Annotated in this window: 14 protein-coding genes; 10 read left to right on the top strand and 4 right to left on the bottom strand. The window is 65.7% G+C overall.

Going from position 1 to position 15587, the window contains the following annotated elements; translation table 11 throughout:
* Window positions 1-142: GatB/YqeY domain-containing protein (locus AC5Y6Y_RS17035; RefSeq protein WP_499930124.1), on the bottom strand; the 142-nt coding region annotated here is incomplete at its 3' end.
* A gap of 150 nt (window positions 143-292) precedes the next feature.
* Here AC5Y6Y_RS17035 and AC5Y6Y_RS17030 point away from each other — a divergent pair.
* From AC5Y6Y_RS17030 to AC5Y6Y_RS17010, 5 genes are read left to right on the top strand one after another with little or no spacing between them, the layout of a single operon-like run.
* On the top strand, window positions 293-1540 hold the full coding sequence (locus AC5Y6Y_RS17030; RefSeq protein WP_473140305.1) for a DUF7847 domain-containing protein: 1248 nt from the start codon (window positions 293-295) through the stop codon (window positions 1538-1540).
* Window positions 1541-1553: 13 nt separating this feature from the next.
* Window positions 1554-2201, top strand: coding sequence for a DUF4129 domain-containing protein (locus AC5Y6Y_RS17025; RefSeq protein ID WP_473140306.1), 648 nt, complete (start codon window positions 1554-1556; stop codon window positions 2199-2201).
* Window positions 2183-3334, top strand: coding sequence for a DUF4350 domain-containing protein (locus AC5Y6Y_RS17020; protein ID WP_473140307.1), 1152 nt, complete (start codon window positions 2183-2185; stop codon window positions 3332-3334). Before AC5Y6Y_RS17025 ends, AC5Y6Y_RS17020 begins: the two co-directional genes overlap by 19 nt.
* Window positions 3331-4308: an AAA family ATPase gene (locus tag AC5Y6Y_RS17015; RefSeq protein ID WP_473140308.1), complete on the top strand. Its 978-nt coding sequence runs from the start codon at window positions 3331-3333 to the stop codon at window positions 4306-4308. The genes AC5Y6Y_RS17020 and AC5Y6Y_RS17015 overlap by 4 nt, the downstream gene beginning before the upstream one ends.
* Window positions 4308-5630, top strand: coding sequence for a DUF58 domain-containing protein (locus AC5Y6Y_RS17010; RefSeq protein ID WP_463826005.1), 1323 nt, complete (start codon window positions 4308-4310; stop codon window positions 5628-5630). Before AC5Y6Y_RS17015 ends, AC5Y6Y_RS17010 begins: the two co-directional genes overlap by 1 nt.
* Before the next feature lie 12 nt (window positions 5631-5642).
* Here the strand turns inward: AC5Y6Y_RS17010 and AC5Y6Y_RS17005 are convergent, their stop codons facing one another.
* Window positions 5643-6635: a stage II sporulation protein M gene (locus AC5Y6Y_RS17005; RefSeq protein WP_473140309.1), complete on the bottom strand. Its 993-nt coding sequence runs from the start codon at window positions 6633-6635 to the stop codon at window positions 5643-5645.
* Between the two features lie 47 nt (window positions 6636-6682).
* Here AC5Y6Y_RS17005 and AC5Y6Y_RS17000 point away from each other — a divergent pair, with 47 nt between their 5' ends.
* Window positions 6683-7567, top strand: a complete 885-nt coding sequence (locus AC5Y6Y_RS17000; protein WP_473140310.1) for an RDD family protein — start codon at window positions 6683-6685, stop codon at window positions 7565-7567.
* Between the two features lie 111 nt (window positions 7568-7678).
* A complete protein-coding gene (locus AC5Y6Y_RS16995; protein WP_473140311.1) occupies window positions 7679-8401 on the top strand; it encodes a PadR family transcriptional regulator in 723 nt (240 codons plus the stop codon).
* Window positions 8402-8431: 30 nt separating this feature from the next.
* Here the strand turns inward: AC5Y6Y_RS16995 and glpK are convergent, their stop codons facing one another.
* Window positions 8432-9958, bottom strand: a complete 1527-nt coding sequence (gene glpK, locus AC5Y6Y_RS16990) for a glycerol kinase GlpK (RefSeq protein ID WP_473140312.1) — start codon at window positions 9956-9958, stop codon at window positions 8432-8434.
* 37 nt (window positions 9959-9995) lie between these two features.
* On the opposite strand from glpK, the gene AC5Y6Y_RS16985 reads away from it, so the two are divergent.
* The 3 genes from AC5Y6Y_RS16985 to AC5Y6Y_RS16975 are packed head-to-tail and all read left to right on the top strand — an operon-like array spanning window position 9996 to window position 12960.
* A complete protein-coding gene (locus AC5Y6Y_RS16985) occupies window positions 9996-10778 on the top strand; it encodes a class I SAM-dependent methyltransferase (RefSeq protein WP_473140313.1) in 783 nt (260 codons plus the stop codon).
* Between the two features lie 18 nt (window positions 10779-10796).
* The gene (locus tag AC5Y6Y_RS16980; protein ID WP_473140314.1) at window positions 10797-12272 is read left to right on the top strand and encodes a glutamate-cysteine ligase family protein; all 1476 of its coding nucleotides are present in this window, start codon (window positions 10797-10799) and stop codon (window positions 12270-12272) included.
* A 19-nt stretch (window positions 12273-12291) separates the two neighbouring features.
* Entirely contained in the window at window positions 12292-12960 is a 669-nt protein-coding gene (locus tag AC5Y6Y_RS16975; protein WP_463826011.1) for a class I SAM-dependent methyltransferase, read from the top strand.
* Here the strand turns inward: AC5Y6Y_RS16975 and AC5Y6Y_RS16970 are convergent.
* The gene (locus AC5Y6Y_RS16970) at window positions 12957-15428 is read right to left on the bottom strand and encodes a PPE domain-containing protein (RefSeq protein ID WP_473140315.1); all 2472 of its coding nucleotides are present in this window, start codon (window positions 15426-15428) and stop codon (window positions 12957-12959) included. The genes AC5Y6Y_RS16975 and AC5Y6Y_RS16970 overlap by 4 nt on opposite strands.
* Window positions 15429-15587 lie beyond the last annotated feature (159 nt).

Raw genomic sequence — 15587 nt, 5'->3', positions numbered from 1 at the left:
AAAGTTCTCTGGCCTCCTTGCCCGCTACCTCCTCGGTTTGGATAGCGGCGAGCACCATTCGCAGGGTCGCCGTTCGCAGCTTTTCCTGCGCCTTCATCGCGTCGGTCAGGTCCGCCCGAAGCCGGGACTTCAATTCCGCCATCTCAGAGACGCTACGCGCGCGAGAGAGCGGTCACGGCCCTACGTTGAGAAATGCCGCGACCGCCGACAGGATGGACCCCATGACGCACGTCGACAGCCGCCGCCGCCGGTGAGCACGCTGCCGCCTGACCCTTCCAACGGTCCTCAGAGTATGGAGAGCGGATCCGCCGTGGCTGATGGTGCGGCACCGATCGACGCCGCCTACGCTCCGCCGCCCGCTTATGGACCGCCGCCCGCATACGCCTCCCCGCCCCCGCCGCCGGGCTACGGGCCGCCTCCCGGCTACCCGCCCCCGGGCTACGGTCCGCCCCCGGGCTACGGGCCCCCGCCCCCGGGCTACGGGCCCCCGCCCCCGGGCTACGGTCCGCCCCCGGGCTACGGCCCCCCGCCTCAGGCCTACGGCACCCAGTTCGGCCCCGCACCCATGCCGGGTGCCGCGAAACCCGGCATCATCCCGCTGCGACCCCTGACCCTCAGCGATATGTTCAACGGCGCCGTCGGCTACATCCGCGCCAACCCCAAGCCGACCCTGGGGTTGACCGCCCTGGTCGTGGTCGTCATGCAGGTCATTTCGTTGCTCACCGTGATCGGCCCGTTGACCGCGCTCAACTCGTTGGACTCCGACCGATCCGCTGCACGGGCCGGGGCAGCGGGCGCCTACCTGGCTTCGGTAGGTGGCAGCGCCCTGGTCACCTGGTTGGGCGGCATGCTGCTGAGCGGAATGCTGACCGTGGTGGTCGGGCGCGCGGTATTCGGCTCGCCGATCACCATGGGCGAAGCCTGGGCCAAGGTGCGCGGCCGCATTCTCACCCTGCTGGGGCTGGCGGTGCTGGAAGGCGTCGGGACGGCGGTGATCATCGGCTTGGTCGTGGTGATCCTGGTCGGAGTCGGGTACGTGGCCAATTCCGGCGTAGCGGTGCTGCTCGGCTTTCCGCTGCTGTTCGTGGTCGTCCTGCTGTTGGCCTACGCCTACACCGTGCTGGTCTTCGCCCCGGTGTTGATCGTGCTGGAAAGGCTGCCGGTATTCGACGCGATCGCCCGGTCGTTCGCATTGGTGCGCAACGGTTTTTGGCGGGTCCTGGGCATCCAGCTGCTGGCTGCCCTGGTCGTTGGAATCGTCGGCGGCGCAATCTCGATGCCGTTCACCATTGTCGCCGAGATCATGTTGATCGGCGCCTCGGGCACCACCGGCGTGCTGGTGGGGTCCACCTTGTCAGCTATCGGGGGCGCCATCAGCCAGATCGTGACCGCGCCCTTCACCGCCGGCGTGGTGGTGCTGCTGTACACCGACCGCCGCATGCGTGCCGAAGCGTTCGACCTGGTCCTACAGTCTGGCGCCCTCAATGGTCCCGCCGCGGTGGAATCCACCGACAATCTGTGGCTGACGCGCCCCATCTGACGGAGAACAACTGGTGCCAGCCATTGACATCGACCGCGATGCCGCCCACGACGCAGCGCAGCGCGAACTCAACAAGCCGATCTATCCCAAACACTCACTGACCGACGACATCGCCGACAAGATCACCGCGTTCCTGCTCCGGTTGCTACAGAAGACCTCGTCACTGCCGGGCGGCTGGTTCACTGTCAGCGTGTTGCTCATCCTGGTGGCGATCGCCGTCGCGGTTGCCGTACACATCGCGCGACGCACCCTTCGCACCAACCGCGGCGGCGACTACGAGCTGTTCGACGCCGGTCAACTGACCGCGGCCCAGCATCGCGCTACCGCGGAAGGCTTTGCGGCAGAAGGTAACTGGTCCGCTGCGATCCGCCACAGGTTGCGCGCGGTAGCGCGTGAACTGGAGGAGACGGGCGTGCTCAACCAGGTGCCCGGCCGGACCGCCAACGAACTGTCCACCGACGCCGGGGTGGTACTTCCGCATCTGGTGGGTGAACTGTCGCAGGCGGCAACGGCTTTCAACGATGTGACCTACGGTGAGCGACCGGGCACCCAGGCCACCTACCAGTTGATCGCCGACCTCGACGATCATATTCGTTCGCGCTCAATGACTTCGACGGTGCCGGCCCAGTTGCCGGCGTCGGATTGGGCTCAGATCCGGTGACCGCCACCCGCCCGCCGCCCGGTTCCGTTCGGCAACGACGTCCGTGGCGCGCGGTCCTGCTTGCGCTGGCCGCGGTGACGGTGGTGGCCTTCATCACCACATATCTGACGGCGCCGCGCCCCGGCGGGACGCTGGACCCGGAGGCCACCAGTCCGGCGGGTGCGCATGCACTGGTGACGTTGCTGCGGGACGGTGGCGTCGAGGTCGTCGTGGCCGATACGGTCGCCGAAGTCGAGCGCGCGGCCCGACCCGACACGCTGCTGGTGGTCGCACGGACGCAGTACCTGAGCGACAACTCGCTGCTGGAGCGGGTGGGCAGGGTTCCCGGCGACCTGTTGTTGGTGGACCCCACCTCCCGGGCACGCACCGCGCTGACGCCCCGGTTGCGAGTGGGTGCTGCCAGCAAGCTTGCTATTGAGCCCAATTGTCCTCTGCCACAGGCGAACCGGGCCGGGTCGGTGAATCTGGGGCCGAGTGATTCCTACCGGGCCAGGGGTGACCTGGATTTGGTCAGTTGTTACGGCGGCGCATTGGTCAGCTACCACGACGACGGCCGAACCATCACCGTGGTCGGCAGCAGCCGTTTCATGACGAACGACGGGTTACTCGAGGCGGGCAACGCCGCGTTGGCGATGAACCTCGCCGGCATGCGCCCCCGGGTCGTCTGGTTCGCGCCCCGACGAGCCGAGGGACACAATTCGGCACCGGAGTCGATCACGGACCTGTTCCCGGACAACGTGACATGGATCGTCTGGCAACTATGCCTGGTCGTCGCGCTGCTGGCGTTGTGGCGTGGCCGTCGGGTCGGTCCGTTGGTGGCCGAGGAACTCCCGGTCGTCGTGCGCGCCTCGGAGACGGTCGAGGGTCGGGGCCGGTTGTACCGATCCCGTCGCGCCCGTGACCGCGCTGCTGAGGCGTTGCGCACCGCGACGCTGCAGCGGCTGGTGCCGCGACTGGGCCTGGGTCCCAACGCCCTACCGCCTGCCGTGGTGACAACCGTCAGCCAGCGCAGCGGGGCCGACCCGGACTTTGTGCAGTACCACTTGTATGGTCCCGCCCCGAACAACGACACCGACCTACGAAACCTCGCCCTTGCGCTCGACGACATCGAAAGGCAGGTCACCCACTCGTGACACAGTCCCCGCCCGCGCAGTCCTCTGTCGCAGATCCGGCTCGAGACGCACTACTGGGGTTGCGCAACGAGATCGCCAAAGCCGTTGTCGGACAAGAGGGGGTGATCAGCGGTCTGGTGATCGCGCTGTTGTGTCAGGGTCACGTGTTGCTGGAAGGCGTTCCGGGAGTGGCGAAGACGTTGATGGTGCGCGCCCTGGCCGCCGCACTGCAGCTGGATTTCAAGCGGGTGCAGTTCACCCCGGACCTGATGCCCGGTGATATCACCGGCTCGCTCATCTACGACACCCACACCGCGGAATTCGCGTTTCGGGCCGGCCCGGTGTTCACCAACCTGCTACTCGCCGACGAAATCAACCGCACTCCGCCGAAGACCCAGGCTGCCCTGCTCGAGGCGATGGAGGAGCGCCAGGTCAGCATCGACGGTGAAGCCAAGCCGTTGCCGGATCCGTTCATCGTCGCCGCTACGCAGAACCCGATCGAATACGAAGGCACCTACCAGTTGCCCGAAGCTCAGCTAGACCGATTCCTGTTGAAATTGAACGTGACCCTGCCGCCGCGCGACGCCGAGATCGCGATCCTCGGCCGGCACGCGCATGGTTTCGACCCGCGTGATCTGTCCGCCGTCAAACCCGTCGCCGGTCCCGCCGAGCTGGCGGCCGGTCGGGAGGCGGTACGTCAGGTGTTGATCGCCGATGAGGTGCTGGGTTACATCGTCGACATCGTCGGGGCCACCCGGTCTTCCCCCGCCCTGCAACTCGGGGTGTCCCCGCGCGGGGCGACCGCACTGCTGGGCACCGCGCGGTCGTGGGCGTGGTTGTCCGGTCGCAACTACGTCACTCCCGACGACGTGAAGGCGATGGCCCGGCCGACGCTGCGGCACCGGGTCATGCTGCGCCCGGAGGCGGAGTTGGAAGGCGCCACGTCTGACGGTGTGCTGGACGGCATCCTGGCCTCGGTACCGGTGCCACGCTAGTGATCCTGACCGGACGCACCGGGCTGCTGGCGCTGATCTGCGTCTTTCCGATCGCGGTAGCTCCTTGGCCGGCAAGGGCTTTCGTGATCCTGTTGCTGGTGCTCGTCAGCTTGGTGACGATCGACGTGCTGTTGGCGGCGAGTCCGCGGCGACTGCGTTACAGCCGTTCGCCGGACTCGTCGGTGCGATTGGGGCAACCGGTGGACGCGGGTCTGTTGATTCACAACGACAGTCGCCGACGATTTCGCGGCCAGGTGCGCGATGCATGGCCGCCCAGTGCACGCGGCGAGCCGCGTGCCCATCGACTGGTGATCGCCGGCGGGCAACGTCAGCAGGTGGCCACCCACCTGCGCCCGGTTCGCCGTGGCGATCAGCGTGCGGCGGTGGTCACCGCCCGTTCGATTGGTCCACTGGGGTTCGCGGGCCGACAGGGTTCACAGACGGTGCCCGGTCACGTGCGGGTGCTGCCGCCGTTCCTGTCCCGCAAGCATTTACCGTCGCGGCTGGCCAAACTGCGGGAGATCGACGGGCTGCTGCCTACCCTGATCCGCGGGCAGGGCACCGAATTCGACTCGCTGCGTGAGTATGTCGTAGGTGACGACGTCCGCTCGATCGACTGGCGGGCCAGCGCGCGGCGCACCGACGTGATGGTCCGTACCTGGCGGCCCGAGCGGGACCGGCGGGTGGTGATCGTGCTCGACACCGGACGCATGGCCGCCGGGCGGGTGGGTGTCGATCCGACGGCCGGCGACCCGGCGGGCTGGCCCCGGCTGGACTGGGCGATGGATGCTGCTCTGCTGCTGGCGGCGTTGGCATCTCGCGCTGGTGATCATGTCGACTTCCTGGCCCATGACCGGGTGAGCCGGGCCGCGGTGTTCGGCGCCTCGCGCACCGAGTTGCTGGCTCAATTGGTCGACGCGATGGCGCCGCTGCAACCCGCGCTCATCGAATCCGATTGGCGGACAATGGTTGCCACTATCTTGAGGCGTACGCGCCGACGGTCGCTGGTGGTGCTGCTGACCGATCTGAATGCCACCGCTCTGGATGAGGGCCTGCTGCCGGTGCTTCCTCAGCTGTCCGCCAAGCACCACGTGTTGGTGGCCGCGGTCGCCGACCCGCGCGTCGACCAGCTGGCCGCCGGACGTTCCGACGCGGCCGCCGTCTACGACGCCGCGGCAGCCGAACGCTCCCGCAACGAGCGGCGGGCGATCGCGTCGCGACTACGCCGCAACGGGGTCGAGGTCGTCGACGCGCCGCCGAGCGAGATCGCGCCCGGGCTCGCCGACCGTTACCTGGCCATGAAAGCTACCGGCCAGCTGTAGGACGTGCCGGCGCTAACCGGTCGGCACGAAGTCGGGCGCGTCCTCGATGTCGCCGGTTTCGCCGGCAGCCACCCCGCGCCGGCCGAAGTAGACGATGTAGGACAGGAACGCCACCTCGGCCAGCACGCCGATACCGATGCGGGCGAACGTCGGCAGCGGCGACGGCGTCACCATTGCTTCGATCAACCCCGAGACCAGCAAGACCGCCACCAGCCCTACCGCCACCGACACCACGCCACGGCCCTCTTCGGCCAGCACCTGCCCGCGCGGCCGATCGCCCGGCGAAATCACCGACCAGCCCAACCGCATCCCGACCGCGGCGGCCAGGAAAACCGCGGTCAACTCCAGCAACCCGTGGGGCAGCAACAGTCCGAGCAGCAACCCCCCCTTGCCGGCCGGGAACATCAGACCCGCGATCACCGCCACGTTGGCGGCGTTGTCGAAGAGCACAAACGGTATCGGCAGTCCCAGCACGACCGACATCGCGATGCATTTGGCCGCCACCCAGGAGTTGTTCAGCCACACCTGCAGGGCGAACGCCGCAGCCGGGTGCTCGCTGTAATAGGACTCGACGTCGTGATTGATCAGTTCGTCGATCTCGGCCGGCGTCCCCAGCATGGACTGCACCTCGGGGTTCCCGGCGACCCACAACGCCATGACGACAACGACGGCGAAGAAGGCCACCGCCGTCGCCAACCACCAGCGCCACGCGCGATAGGCGACGACGGGGAACGACACCGTCCAGAAACGCACAACGGTGCTGCTCATCGGGGCGTAGGCACCGGTGACCGCGGACCGGGCGCGGGCGACGAGACTCGAGAGCCGGCCCGTCACCAGCGAGTCCGACGACACCGACCGCAGGATCGACAGGTGGGTGGACACCCGCTGGTACAGCTCCACGAGTTCGTCGACCTCGGCGCCGGTCAGCGAACGACGCTTCTTGATCAGCTGTTCCAGCCGGTCCCAGGTGCCCCGGTGGGTGAGCAAGAACGCGTCGACGTCCACGCTGCGCAGCCTACCGGCGGGCCACCGCCCCTGTAGCGTTCCCAGGTATGTCGGAGGTGGTGACCGGGGACGCCGTGGTGCTCGACGTCCAGATCGCGCAGCTACCGGTGCGCGCGCTCAGCGCGATCATCGACATCACCGTGATCGCCTTCGCCTACTTCGTGGGTCTGGTGTTGTGGGCGGCCACCCTGTCGCAGTTCGACCAGGCGTTGACGATCGCGTTCCTGATCATCTTCACGGTGTTGGCCATGGTCGGCTATCCGGTGGGCATCGAGGTCGCGACGCGCGGACGTTCACTGGGCAAGATGGCGTTGGGTCTGCGCGTAGTCTCCGACGACGGCGGTCCGGAACGCTTCCGGCAGGCGCTGTTTCGCGCATTGGCGGCGGTGATCGAGATCTGGATGCTATTCGGCAGCCCCGCAGTGATCTGTAGCTTGTTCTCGCCGAAAGGCAAGCGGGTCGGTGACTTATTCGCGGGCACCGTCGTGGTGAGCGAACGGGGTCCGCGGCTGGCGCCTCCGCCCATGATGCCGCCCCAGCTGGCGGGGTGGGCCGCGTCCCTGCAATTGTCCGGGTTGACCGCTGGCCAGGCCGAGGTTGCCCGCCAATTCCTTTCCCGGGCAATGCAACTCGATCCCCCGCTGCGCGAGCAGATGGCTTACCGGATAGCCGGCGATGTGGTAGCACACATAGCGCCGCCGCCACCGCCGGGGGTTCCGCCCCAACTGCTGCTGGCCGCGGTATTGGCCGAACGGCACCGGCGGGAACTCGCGCGATTGCGGCCGAGCGTCGGACCGCCGATGCCACCGCCGAATTGGTCACCCCCACAACCGGCGGCCTGGCAACCGCCGCCACCGGTGGCCTGGCAACCGCCGCCCACGACGACACCGTCGACGAGTGCCGATCCCGGCGGATTCTCGCCGCCGAGCTGATACCGCACGCCACCACGGCCCACCGGTCCCACCGGCAGGGCGTTGCACTACGCTCCTTTCCGATATATCGTGATATTAATCAACACATCGAAATATTCGAAGGACATACCATTGAACACCCCATTCACACCCCCTACCGGCCCATTCGGCCCCGGTCCGTTGGGCGCCCGCCCCGGATTCGGCTTCGGTCCGGGCCCCGCCCAGCGACGGGCGTTCCACGGCACTAAGCGACACGCCCGACGCGAATTCATCGAGAACCTGCGTGAAAACGCCGGCGACCAGGACGCACCGTTCGGTTTCGGCCCCGGCTTCGGACCCGGCCCCGGCTTCGGACCTGGTTTCGGTTTCGGCCGACCGGGATTCGGCGGACCCCGCGGCGGCGGACGGCGAGGCGGCCGCGGTCGTCGCGGCGACGTGCGCGCCGCGATCCTGGTGCTGCTCGGCGAGCGGCCCATGCACGGCTACGAGATGATCCAGCAGATTGCCGAACGCAGCAACGGTTTCTGGAAGCCGAGCCCCGGTTCGGTCTACCCGACCTTGCAACTCCTGGATGACGAAGGCCTGATCACCGCCAACGAAACCGATGGCAGCAAAAAGCTTTTCGAGCTGACCGACGAGGGTCGCGCTGCCGCACAACAGGTTGCCACCCCGCCTTGGGAGGAGATCGCCGACGGCGTGGACCCCGCCCATCTGAAGTTGCGGACCGCAGCGCGCCAGCTGTTCGGCGCGGTGGGCCAGTCGGCCCAGGCGGCCAACTCCGAGCAGCAGCAACGCATTGTCGACGTACTCAACAACGCGCGGCGGGAGATCTACGGCATTCTCGGCGAGGACTGAAGCTGCCGTCGTGGCAGTGGACCCTGGACCTCAGGACACATCAACCCAGTCCAGGGTCCGCTGCACCGCCTTTCGCCAACCCTCGTACCCGGCGGCACGCTGGTCGTCGTCCCAATTCGGCGTCCAGCGCCGGTCTTCCTGCCAGTTGGCGCGCAGATCAGACGCGTCGTTCCAGACTCCGACCGCCAGACCCGCCGCGTAGGCCGCACCCAGTGCAGTGGTCTCGGCGACCACCGGTCGTACCACGTCCACACCCAACACGTCGGCCTGGATCTGCATACACAGATCGTTGGCGGTGATACCACCGTCGACCTTCAATATCTCAAGTCGCACACCGGAATCGGCAGCCATCGCATCCACCACGTCGCGGCTTTGATAACAGATCGCCTCCAGCGTCGCACGGGCCACGTGCGCGTTGGTGTTGTACCGCGACAGACCGACGATTGCGCCGCGGGCGTCGGATCGCCAATAGGGGGCGAACAATCCGGAGAATGCCGGCACGAAGTAGACCCCGCCGTTGTCGTCGACCTGACGGGCCAGTGACTCGCTTTGTGCGGCGCCGCTGATGATGCCGAGCTGATCCCGCAGCCACTGCACCGCCGATCCGGTTACTGCGATCGAACCCTCAAGTGCATAAACAGGTTTGGCGTCGCCGAATTGGTAGCAGACGGTGGTCAGCAGACCGTTCTCGGACCGCACAATCGTCTCACCAGTGTTCAGCAACAGGAAATTGCCGGTGCCGTAGGTGTTCTTCGCCTCGCCGGAGTTCAGGCAGACCTGGCCGACCATCGCGGCGTGCTGGTCGCCGAGCACGCCGGTGATCGGAACCTCACCGCCGACCGGCCCGTCTTCGGTCGTGACGCCGTAGGGTTGCAGCGCCGACGACGGCTCGATTTTGGGCAGCATCTCCCGCGGGATGTCGAAAAACGACAGCAGCTCGTCGTCCCAGTCCAGTGTCTCCAAGTTCATCAGCATGGTCCGGCTGGCGTTGGTGACGTCGGTGACGTGCACCCCGCCGCGCGGACCGCCGGTCAGGTTCCACAGCACCCAACTGTCGGCGGTGCCGAACAGCGCGTCGCCGCGACGGCCCGCGTCGCGCACCTCGTCGACATTCTCCAAGATCCACTGCAACTTCCCGCCGGAGAAATATGTCGCCGGCGGCAGTCCGGCTTTACGGCGGATCACGTCGCCGCGACCGTCGCGGTCCAACGCGGTGGCAATGCGGTCGGTGCGGGTGTCTTGCCAGACAATCGCGTTGTAATACGGCCGCCCGGTCTTGCGATCCCACACCAGAGTCGTCTCGCGCTGGTTGGTGATGCCCAGTGCCGCAATGTCTTTCGAGGTGAACTTGGACGAGTTCAACACAGTCCGCAGCACCGAGACGGTGCGCTCCCAGATCTCCACCGGGTTGTGTTCGACCCAACCGGCTTTGGGCAGGATCTGGTCGTGCTCGAGTTGGTGGCGGCCCACTTCGGTGCCGTCCTGATCGAAGATCATGCAGCGGGTGCTGGTGGTGCCCTGATCGATGGCAGCTATCAAGTCAGGAGATTCGGCCAAGATGCACTCCTAAAGTGGCGGGATTGCTTCATCGTTCATGATTGCTTATGTGGCTGTTGACATCGAGGGGATGCCACGCGGCGGTCCCGACGCGTCGTGGCTCGACCGGCGGCTGGAAACCCAACGGCTGGAGTACATCGACCGCGACGACGCAGGGAGGAAGAAGCGGGCGGCGATCCGTTCCCTGGATCGCATGGGACGGCTGTTCGGGCTGCACAAGACCATCGCCGGCATCGTGCTCGAGGAAGTCCGCGACGTGGTCGAACCCAGGATCCTCGAACTCGGGTCCGGCCACGGCGGGCTCTCCCGCACCCTGCTGAGCATCCACCCCGGCGTGCGGCTCACCGTCACCGACGTGGATCCGGCACTGGTGGCCGCCATCGGCGCCGGCGACCTCGGTTCGCACCCGCGCGCCACCGTCCGGGTGATGGACGCGACCGCCATCGACGCACCCGACGGCGCCTTTGACCTCGCCGTCTTCGCCCTGTCGTTTCACCATCTGCCGCCGCTGCCGGCGGCCCGGGTGTTCGCCGAAGGCACGCGCGTCGCGGCGAAATTGGTGATCATCGACCTGCCCCGGCCGCGGCCGGCGCTGCACATCCTGCGACTGGCGCACATGCTGCCGCTGGCGATGTTCGCGATGACGCATGACGGCGTGATCAGCTCGCTGCGAGCGTACAGCCGCTCCGCGCTCCTCGCGCTGGCCCGGCACGCCGACCCTGCGATCGAAGTCACGTTGCGGGGCGGCACCGTGTTCAACAGGTCCTTACGGCCCCTGCCGCTGGTCGCGGTGGCAAGCCGGTTGCGCAGCGCCCGCTGAACCTGTTGCATCGTTGTTGTGGGCGAAGAGGTCAAGCGCACCACGTATGACCGTGCACATCGGCGGGAATACCGGCGCAAGGTGCAGCTGTGTCTCGATGTCCTCGAGACGATGCTCACCCGCAGCAGCTTCGACGTCGAGCAGCCGCTGACCGGCATGGAGATCGAATGCAATCTTGTCGATGCCGACTATCAACCAGCCATGTCCAACCGATTCGTGCTGGAGGCGATCGCCGACCCGGCCTACCAAACCGAATTGGGCGCCTACAACATCGAATTCAACGTGCCACCCCGTCCGCTGCGCGGTCGCACCGGTCTGGACCTCGAACAAGAGGTCCGCACCAGCCTCAATGACGCGGAGCTGAAAGCGAATTCAAGCGGATCGCACATCGTCATGATCGGCATCCTGCCCACCCTGATGCCCCAACATCTCTCGGACAGCGGATGGATGAGCGAATCGCTGCGTTACACCGCTCTCAACGAGTCCATCTTCCGCGCCCGCGGTGAGGACATCCCCATCAACATTGCCGGTCCGGAGCCGCTGCACTGGCAGGCCGGCTCGATAGCACCCGAATCCGCCTGCACCAGCATGCAATTGCACCTGCAGGTGGCACCGGAGGATTTCGCCGCCAACTGGAATGCGGCGCAGGTCCTGGCGGGACCGCAATTGGCATTGGCCGCGAATTCGCCGTTCTTCTTCGGCCACCGACTCTGGTCGGAAACCCGTATCGAACTGTTCGCACAGTCCACCGACACCCGATCGGAGGAATTGAAAGTTCAGGGCGTACGGCCCCGGGTGTGGTTCGGTGAGCGCTGGATCGGCTCTGTTGCCGACCTGTTCAAGGAGAACGTCCGCTATTTTCCGTCTCTCCTTCCCGAGGTGTCCGACGAAGACCCCGTCGCCGAACTGACCGCGGGACGCGCCCCGGCGCTGTCGGAACTTCGTCTGCACAACGGCACGGTCTACCGGTGGAATCGCCCGGTGTACGACGTGGTGGACGGCCGCCCGCATCTACGGCTGGAGAACCGCGTATTACCGGCCGGACCCAGTGTTGTTGACATGCTTGCAAATTCGGCTTTCTATTACGGCATGCTGCGCAGCTTGTCGGAGGCCGAGCGGCCGGTGTGGACGGAGATGAGTTTTCCGGTGGCACAACGTAATTTCTTGCAGGCGGCGCAGCAGGGTATCGAGGCACAGTTGCACTGGCCCGGCGTCGGGGTGATCGGTACTCAACGATTGGTGTTGGACACGTTGCTTCCGATGGCGGATGCCGGCCTGCAGCGCTGGGGTGTCGAGGTGGCAGTGCGGGACCGGTTTCTCGGCGTGATCGAGGCCCGCGCGAAGGCCCGGCGTAACGGTGCGAGTTGGCAGGTGGCCACCGTCGCAGCATTGGAGGAAGCGGGAATGACCCGGCCACAGGCCCTGGCCGAGATGTTGCGCCGATACTGTGCGCACATGCACGCCAACGAACCGGTGCACACCTGGGATATCTAGCGGCGCGTACGTTGGGGTCATGACGACACCGGAGCCGATGGACTGGGACGCGGCGTACAAAGAGGAAGTCTTCCAGGCGCCGCCACCGTGGAATATCGGCGAACCGCAACCAGAGCTTGCCGCACTGATCTCTGCGGGAAAGGTGCACGGCGTGGTCCTGGACGCCGGATGCGGGGTCGCCGAATTGTCGTTGACACTGGCAGCTGCTGGATACACCGTTGTCGGCGTCGATAATTCGCCGACCGCCATTGCTGCGGCCATCAAGGCGGCGGAAGAGCGCGGACTGGGTAATGTCACGTTCGCCGTCGACGACATCACCAAGTTCTCCGGATACGACGAACGGTTCGGCACGGTGATCGACAGCACGCTGTTCCATTCGTTGCCGGTCGAGGATCGCGACGCGTATCTGCAAGCGGTACATCGCGCGGCGGCTCCCGGCGCGAACTATTACGTGCTGGTGTTCGCCAAAGGCGCGTTCCCCGAGGATCTTCCGGTCAAGCCGAACGAAGTGGACGAGGACGAGTTGCGCGCCGCCGTCGGCAAGTACTTCGAAATCGACGAGGTGCGCCCGGCCGCTGTGCACGCCCGGATGCCCGACCTCCCGGACGCGCCACCGTGGCCGCATCCGCGCGACGACAAGGGCCGCGTGATGATGCCCGCGTTCTTACTGTCCGCGCGTAAGGCTTAGGTGGTGCCTTGCAGGAAGATACCGGCCAGGTGATGCCCGATGTTCTCGATGCCGGAAAGCACGTTGTTGGCGGCCACCCCAAGCGTGCCGATATTGCCGAATCCGGAGATCGCGCTGCCCCAGTTCGAAATCCCTGACGACCCTTCGCCGAAGACATTCCAGCCCGAGGTCGACAGAATTCCCAGCGGGTTCTGGTTGACGAAGCCCGACAACCCGGTTCCCCGGTTGTAGAAGCCCGAACTGCCACCGACGCCGCTGTTGAAGAATCCCGACGACGGGTAGTCGACGGCGTTGAAGAAGCCGGGGGCCGGCGGGATCTGGATTTCCGCGATGGTGGTCGCATCCAGGGTGATGCTGGGGATGTCGATGGCCGGCAGGCTGAAGTCGCCCAGCCCGATCGGTGGGATGACCAATTCCGGGGTGCTGAACGGTGGAATGGTGATCTGCGGAAGGTTGAATGCGTCGAGTTCGATCGGCGGAATGTTGATCGTGGGCAAGCTGAAATCTGGCCAGCTGATTGCCGGTAACTCGAACGGCTCGAGGTGAATCGGGGGAATAGTGATGGGATCGATCGTGAATCCGTTCAGGGTGATCGGCGGGATGCTGTACGGGTTGCCGCCAGGTCCGCTGATGGTGAGGGTGGGCAGCGTCATATCGCCGATCCCCACACTGGGGAAGAAGAACGCTCCGATAGATCCGCCGGCGATATTCGTGATCGTGATCGGAATATTAAACGATTCCAGATTGACACCGAGCGCCGGCAAAATGATGCCGGTATCGATAAGCCGGATCACCGTTTGCCCACCACCACTGATAGCGATATTGAATAGCGGAATGTTCAGCGTGGGGATGGCGATGGAAGGCACGGTCACCGTCGGCAAATTCCATTCGTTTACCGTAACCAGCGGTGTCTCGAAGTTCGGGATAACGATCTCGGGCAGCGTTACCTTAGGTACCGATATAGCTGGTGTGGTGATCTCCGGCAGATCGAACCCGCCGATACTGAACTGGGGCAGCGATCCCGCTTGTATTGCGATCGGCGGCACCGCAATCGCCGGCAGATCGAACGCACCAAGGCCGATCGGCGGCAGCACTAATCCTGGGAAGTCGATCGGACGAATAGTGATCTCTGGCAGCGAGAACGCCCCCACCGGGATCGGGGGGACGTGGATGGGCGGCAGCGTGATGTCAGGGGTGCCGATTCTGACGTAGGCCCCGCCCTGGTGGTCACCGGTGAAGAAGAAGCCGTTGTTCTGGTTACCGAAGTTGAAGGCACCGGTGTTGAGGTTGCCCGAATTGAAGAATCCGGTGTTGGTGTTGCCGATGTTGAAGCTTCCGGTGTTCGTCGAGCCCGGGTTGACGTCACCGGTGTTGAAGCTACCGACGTTGTAGCTCCCGGAGTTGGTTGAACCCGCGTTGAAGTTACCGGTATTGAAGGAGCCGGGGTTGAAGAATCCAGTGTTGGCAATACCCGAGTTGCCAAAGCCCGTGTTGTAGCTACCGGAGTTGAAAAGCCCGAAGTTGCCGGTTCCCGAGTTGAAGAAACCGATGTTCCCGCTGCCGGAGTTGAACAGACCGATGTTGTTGGTACCAGAATTCAGCTGGATGCCGACTTGGTTGTCCCCGGTGAGCCCGATGCCGAAGTTGTTGTTACCAGTGTTTCCGAACCCGACGTTGAAGTTACCGGAATTAGCGAAACCCTGATTGCCGCCACCGAAATTACCGAATCCGAGGTTCGAGATACCCAGGTTGCCCCAGCCGATGTTGGAATTACCCAAGTTGGCTGAGCCGATGTTGCCGTTGCCGGAGTTGCCATTGCCGAAGTTGCCGATACCAACGTTGCCCAGACCGATATTCGAGGCACCGACGTTGGCCAGGCCGATGGTGATGTCGATCGTCCGAGTGGCCGCTGCGGCCAACGGCGTGCTCCCGGCCATACCGGCCAGCGCTTGCAGTGGCTGCGCGAACGGTACGAGCGCGGAGACCGCGGCCGACGCGCCGCTGTAATAGCCAACCATCGCGGCGACATCGGCGGCCCACATCTCCTCGTAGACCGCTTCGGCGGCCGCGATCGCCGGCGCGTTGAACCCGAAGATGTTCGACACCACCAGGCGCACGAAGTCGGTTCGATTGGCGGCCACGGCAAGGGGATGCACGGCAGCCGCCACCGCCGATTCGAAAGCACTCACCGCCGCTTGGGCCTGCGCCGCGGCGACGGAAGCATGCGTGGCCGCCGAACTCAGCCACCCCGCGTACGGCAGTGCCGCTGACGCCATCGCTGCCGCCGCCGGCCCCTGCCACGCCTGGCCGGCCAGACCCGAGGTCACTGACGCGAAAGTCTCAGCGGCTGAACTCAATTCCGCGGACAGACCGTCCCAGGCCGCAGCGGCCTCCAGCAGCGGGCCTGGTCCGGCGCCGGTGAAGAGCCGCAACGAGTTGAGTTCGGGTGGCAGCACAAAGAAACTCATCAGGGACCTTTCACCGGAGTCGTCAGCGACCTGCAGCGAAAGGGCATAGGTGCCCACCCTGCACCCAAACGCGTACCGAGCGTCAAGTTACTCCACACGCGTGCAACGTGACTAGTACCTCGACGGCATTTCCCGGGACCTTTTGGATGGATCAAATGC

The sequence above is a fragment of the Mycobacterium sp. NGS24 genome (assembly GCF_059813065.1).
Note: the sequence above shows the minus strand (reverse complement) of the source record. Positions and strands in the feature narration are given on the sequence as shown.

Coding starts and splice junctions, on each gene's coding strand:
- AC5Y6Y_RS16975 (WP_463826011.1), top strand. CDS start 12,292: ATGACGACACCGGAGCCGATGGACTGGGACGCGGCGTACAAAGAGGAA.
- AC5Y6Y_RS17000 (WP_473140310.1), top strand. CDS start 6,683: ATGTCGGAGGTGGTGACCGGGGACGCCGTGGTGCTCGACGTCCAGATC.
- AC5Y6Y_RS16970 (WP_473140315.1), bottom strand. CDS start 15,428: ATGAGTTTCTTTGTGCTGCCACCCGAACTCAACTCGTTGCGGCTCTTC.
- AC5Y6Y_RS17030 (WP_473140305.1), top strand. CDS start 293: ATGGAGAGCGGATCCGCCGTGGCTGATGGTGCGGCACCGATCGACGCC.
- AC5Y6Y_RS16985 (WP_473140313.1), top strand. CDS start 9,996: ATGATTGCTTATGTGGCTGTTGACATCGAGGGGATGCCACGCGGCGGT.